Source organism: Gordonibacter sp. An230 (assembly GCF_002159915.1).
In the GTDB taxonomy this organism is placed as follows: domain Bacteria; phylum Actinomycetota; class Coriobacteriia; order Coriobacteriales; family Eggerthellaceae; genus Rubneribacter.
Genome location: NZ_NFJP01000059.1, coordinates 1 through 3714, shown reverse-complemented (window position 1 = coordinate 3714; position 3714 = coordinate 1). Strand labels below are relative to the sequence as shown.

The 3714-nt window shown below is 65.2% G+C and carries 4 protein-coding genes; all 4 read left to right on the top strand.

The annotated features are described in order from the left end of the window. Positions 1 to 54: 54 nt before the first annotated feature. The 4 genes from B5F40_RS15615 to B5F40_RS15600 are packed head-to-tail and all read left to right on the top strand — an operon-like array spanning position 55 to position 3570. The gene (locus B5F40_RS15615) at positions 55 to 1659 is read left to right on the top strand and encodes an FtsK/SpoIIIE domain-containing protein (RefSeq protein WP_087195192.1); all 1605 of its coding nucleotides are present in this window, start codon (positions 55 to 57) and stop codon (positions 1657 to 1659) included. 4 nt (positions 1660 to 1663) lie between these two features. After that, entirely contained in the window at positions 1664 to 1957 is a 294-nt protein-coding gene (locus B5F40_RS15610; RefSeq protein ID WP_087195191.1) for a WXG100 family type VII secretion target, read from the top strand. 12 nt (positions 1958 to 1969) lie between these two features. Continuing rightward, positions 1970 to 2350: a hypothetical protein gene (locus B5F40_RS15605; RefSeq protein WP_087195190.1), complete on the top strand. Its 381-nt coding sequence runs from the start codon at positions 1970 to 1972 to the stop codon at positions 2348 to 2350. Further along, positions 2350 to 3570 carry a hypothetical protein gene (locus B5F40_RS15600; RefSeq protein ID WP_087195189.1) on the top strand — a complete coding sequence of 407 codons (1221 nt, stop codon included), beginning with the start codon at positions 2350 to 2352 and terminating at the stop codon, positions 3568 to 3570. The genes B5F40_RS15605 and B5F40_RS15600 overlap by 1 nt, the downstream gene beginning before the upstream one ends. Positions 3571 to 3714: the final 144 nt, after the last annotated feature.

The following is a 3714-nucleotide window of genomic DNA, read 5'->3' as shown; positions in this document are numbered from 1 at the left end:
AGAGGGGTATAAGAGACAGCCCCCGGCGCCGGGCCCCTCCCGCAGCTCGCGGCCGTGCTCGCGCACCTGGCGGAGTGCGCCGAGGAGGCGGGCCTGTCCGCCCGCAGGCTCTGGCTCGACCCGCTGCCCGGAAGGATCCCCCTCGCGGACCTCGGGGCGCGCTACGCGGGGGAGTTCGGGCGCATGGCGGCCGCCCCCTTCGCCCTGGAGGCCGCCGTCGGAGAGCTCGACGACCCCGCCAGCCAGGCCAAGCGCCTGCTCACGCTGCCGCTGTCGGCCGAGGGCAACGCGGCGCTCTACGGCAGCGCGGGCAGCGGGATGGAGCAGGTGGTGGCCGCGATCCTCTGCTCGCTCCTGGAGGCGCACGGCCCCGAGGACCTCAACGCTTACATCGTGGATCTCGGCTCCGAGGCGCTCGGGGCCTTCCGGGCGGCCCCGCAGGTGGGCGATGTCATCCTCACAGGTGATCGGGAGAAAGTTGACAACCTCTTCAGGATTCTGCAAGGCGAATTGGCCTGTAGGCGGCGCCGGCTCGGCGCGTTCGGAGGGGACAGGGAGGCGCTCTTTGAGGCGACCGGGGAGACAATGCCCTCGATCCTCGTGGTCGTAGAGGGCTTCGAGCGGTTCTGCGAGCTTTTCGACCCCCTTGTGCCGGCTCTCATCGAGCTGACGCGCGACGGCGCTCGCTGCGGTATTTGGTTTATGGTGACTGCCACCCGCGCGAACGGGGTTCCCTATCGAATTCTGCCGAACTTCAAGCAGAAACTGGCGCTCGAGATGGCCTCCCCCGACGAGTACCTGAGCGTGTTCGGATCGCTGCGCGGCGCGGTGCCGCCCAAGGGGCGAGGGAGGGGCCTTGTCAAGGACGGGGACGGTTTCCTCGTGTTCCAGGGCGCGAGCGCGTCGGAGGAGGAAGGCGCTGACTTCGATGCGGTCAGGGAGCTCTGCGAGGCTCTCTCGGCGCGCTACTCCGGCAAGGCTGCGGAAGTGCCCGTGCTTCCTGAGACCCTTGATGCCCGGACGTTCGTGGACCGCACCGTCGACATGTCGTCGGTTCCCGTGGGGCTTGCGAAGGAAGATCTCTCCGTCCTCTCCTTCGATTTCGAGAAGGAGCCGTGCTGGATCGTCTCTGGGAATGATCGGGACGCGTGCGTTCCGTTCTTGAAGCAGGTCGTTCAAGAGCTTGAGGATCATGGTGTTCCTTATGTCGTTCTGGACGCCACCGGCGAGTTCGGCGGGCATCCTCTTTCCGAAAAGCTTCTCGAGGAGCTGTTCTCCGAAGAGGGCGAGGTAGGCAGGGGCAAGCGGATTGTCGTCGTTCCGTCGCTCGTGGCCTTGCAGGAGACGTTGGCGGCTGGGTGTTTCGGGCTGATCAAGGACTATGTGGAGAGAGGGCTCGGTCCTTCGAGCCACCGCTTCCTGCTGTGCGACGACGCCCTTGACTTCTCCTCTTTCGGAATTGCCTCTTGGTATAAGAAGTTGACGGGCAAAGGCAACGGGGTGTGGATAGGCAACGGGGTATCGGGGCAGATCCTGCTCAAAATGGTGAGGGCTGGAATCAAGTTCGACGACAATCCTGAAAAGGGATTGGGCTACTTCGTATGGAAGAATTCAGCGACGATGATGAAGCATCTTGGGGCGAGCGAAGAAAGGCGATGATGTCATGACTATATCGATCCTATCGTCGGGGATGGAGAAGGCCAAGGCCGATTTCTTGGGGAACGCCGAGCGTATGGGGGATTCCCGGGATTCCATGAGGGCTAGCTTCGAAGCGCTGTTCGGGTCGTGGGAGGGGACTGGTTCCGCCGGTTTTCGATCTGCGTGCGATGCGGTGGAAGGCGCCATGGGGATGACATGTGGCGTGCTCTCCGATCTCGGAAATCAGGTAGAGGCGTCCGCGAGGACGTTCGAAGAGTCCGACGGAAGCGTCGCGAAGAGCATAGAGAAGCTTGGGTAAGGGAGGTGCTTCATGTACTCGCCGTATTCTGATCAGATCGAGCAAGTGTGCAACGATATGCGCATCATAGAAGACACTCTTTCAGCGCTTGACGATGTGGAGGGCCATCTCAATTCCGTTTCCGATCATTTGGCGAACCTCGGAACGCACATCTCGACAGGGTTCAACGTCGAATGCTCTGCGACATCGCTTGTCGAGGCGCCGAGCCAATCGCTGTCCGACTCGCGTCAGACCCTTCGTTCTGCGTATGGCGAGCTCGAAGGAGAGCTCGACTCTCTCAGGCGTCAGGAAAACGATTGGATCGCGGAGGTAGAGGCTGCTCGGAAGGCGGCTGAGGAGCTCAAGAATCGGTTCGGTTCTTACTCGAACGGATATGATGGGAGGTGGTCCTGATGTCGGTCGACCTTGATGTCGGTGCCCTGGCCGGGGCCGCCGACTCCGCGTCGGCGTGTGCCGACGCATATGAGGCGGGGGCGCGTGCGGCGTCCTCGGCGTCTCTGGTGCTGGGGTTGTCGTGGGAGGGATCGTCGTACTCGGCCTTCTCGTCGTCTGTGGAGGGCTCGGCGGTTCCCATGGCGCTCGCGTCAGCCGAGGCGTGCCGCTCCCTCGCGCAGTCCATGGAGTCCGCCCGCGAGCTCGCTGCCTCGCTGCGGGCCCGCAGCGAGGGGTTCCAGGGCGTCCTGATCGGGGAGGGGGCCGGGGACTATCCCGGGGACGCGCGGGCCGGGAGGCTCTACTCCGACGACGCGTGCTTCGACCCCATCGATGCCGACCTCGCCGGAGCCGAGTCCGAGGTGTCCGCCGCCCAGTCCGCCTTCTGGGAGGCCGAGGGGCTGCTCTGGGGGCTGTCCACCCGGTCGGTGCGCATGGACGGGGGCGGCTTCGCGTCGGGCCTGGCGGGCATCTCATCGGGCCTGTCGGCCTTCAGAGGGTCGTTCTCGGCCTACCGCTCGGGCATGGCCGATCTGGAGGCGGCCGCGTCTTCGGCCTCCTCGGCGGCCGAGGGGGTCTTCTCCCCCAAGCCGGTTTCGGCCATCGTCTCGGGCGGGAGGGTGCTCGACCCCGCGGCCCTCGCATGGCTGCTCTCGCGACCCCCTTCGCTGCTCTCCCCCGAGGAGCGCGCGGCCGCCGACGAGCTGAGGGCGGCCGGCTGGTCGTTTCCCGCCCGCTACACCGCCGCCGGGGAGCCCTCGTCCGACCCGTCCACGGCGGAGGACCTGCTGTCGGCCGCCGGTTACATCGTTTGGGCGCACGAGTCTTCGTTCGATCTTGCAAAAGGTATAACGCGACTGGTCGACTCCGAGGCCTACGGGTGGATCAAAGGGTTGGGAAAGCACCTCGGTCCTGTGGGCTACGTCCTGTGCGGCGTGTCCGCTTCGTTCGATTCGATTCGCTACTACGATGCGCACCCGGAGCTGCCGGAGGATCGGAGGCTGAGCAACCAGGCCGCCGAGTGGGACCTCAAGTTCGTCCAGGGATGCGTGGGCGTGATACCGCCGCTTGAAGATATTGCTGAGCGCTTCTTCTACACAAAAAACGAGGAGACCGGTCTGAGCCTTGCCGACCACTTCTACGAGTGGCGCTACGAGACGTTCGGAAGGCACGGGCTGTGAGCGCCGATAGGAGCGCCGCGGAGGCGCCCGCCCCCCTCGCCACGTGCCGGTTCGCGTTCGACGAGGAGGCGTTCAGGGAGTACTACGAGCTGCGGTTCCGGCCCCACGACCGCCCGTCGGGCTGGAAGTTCATGTGGCTGGGCC

Bases quoted from the DNA above. Each gene is read 5' to 3' on its own strand.
- B5F40_RS15610 (WP_087195191.1), top strand. From the start codon at position 1,664: ATGACTATATCGATCCTATCGTCGGGGATGGAGAAGGCCAAGGCCGAT.
- B5F40_RS15600 (WP_087195189.1), top strand. From the start codon at position 2,350: ATGTCGGTCGACCTTGATGTCGGTGCCCTGGCCGGGGCCGCCGACTCC.
- B5F40_RS15605 (WP_087195190.1), top strand. From the start codon at position 1,970: ATGTACTCGCCGTATTCTGATCAGATCGAGCAAGTGTGCAACGATATG.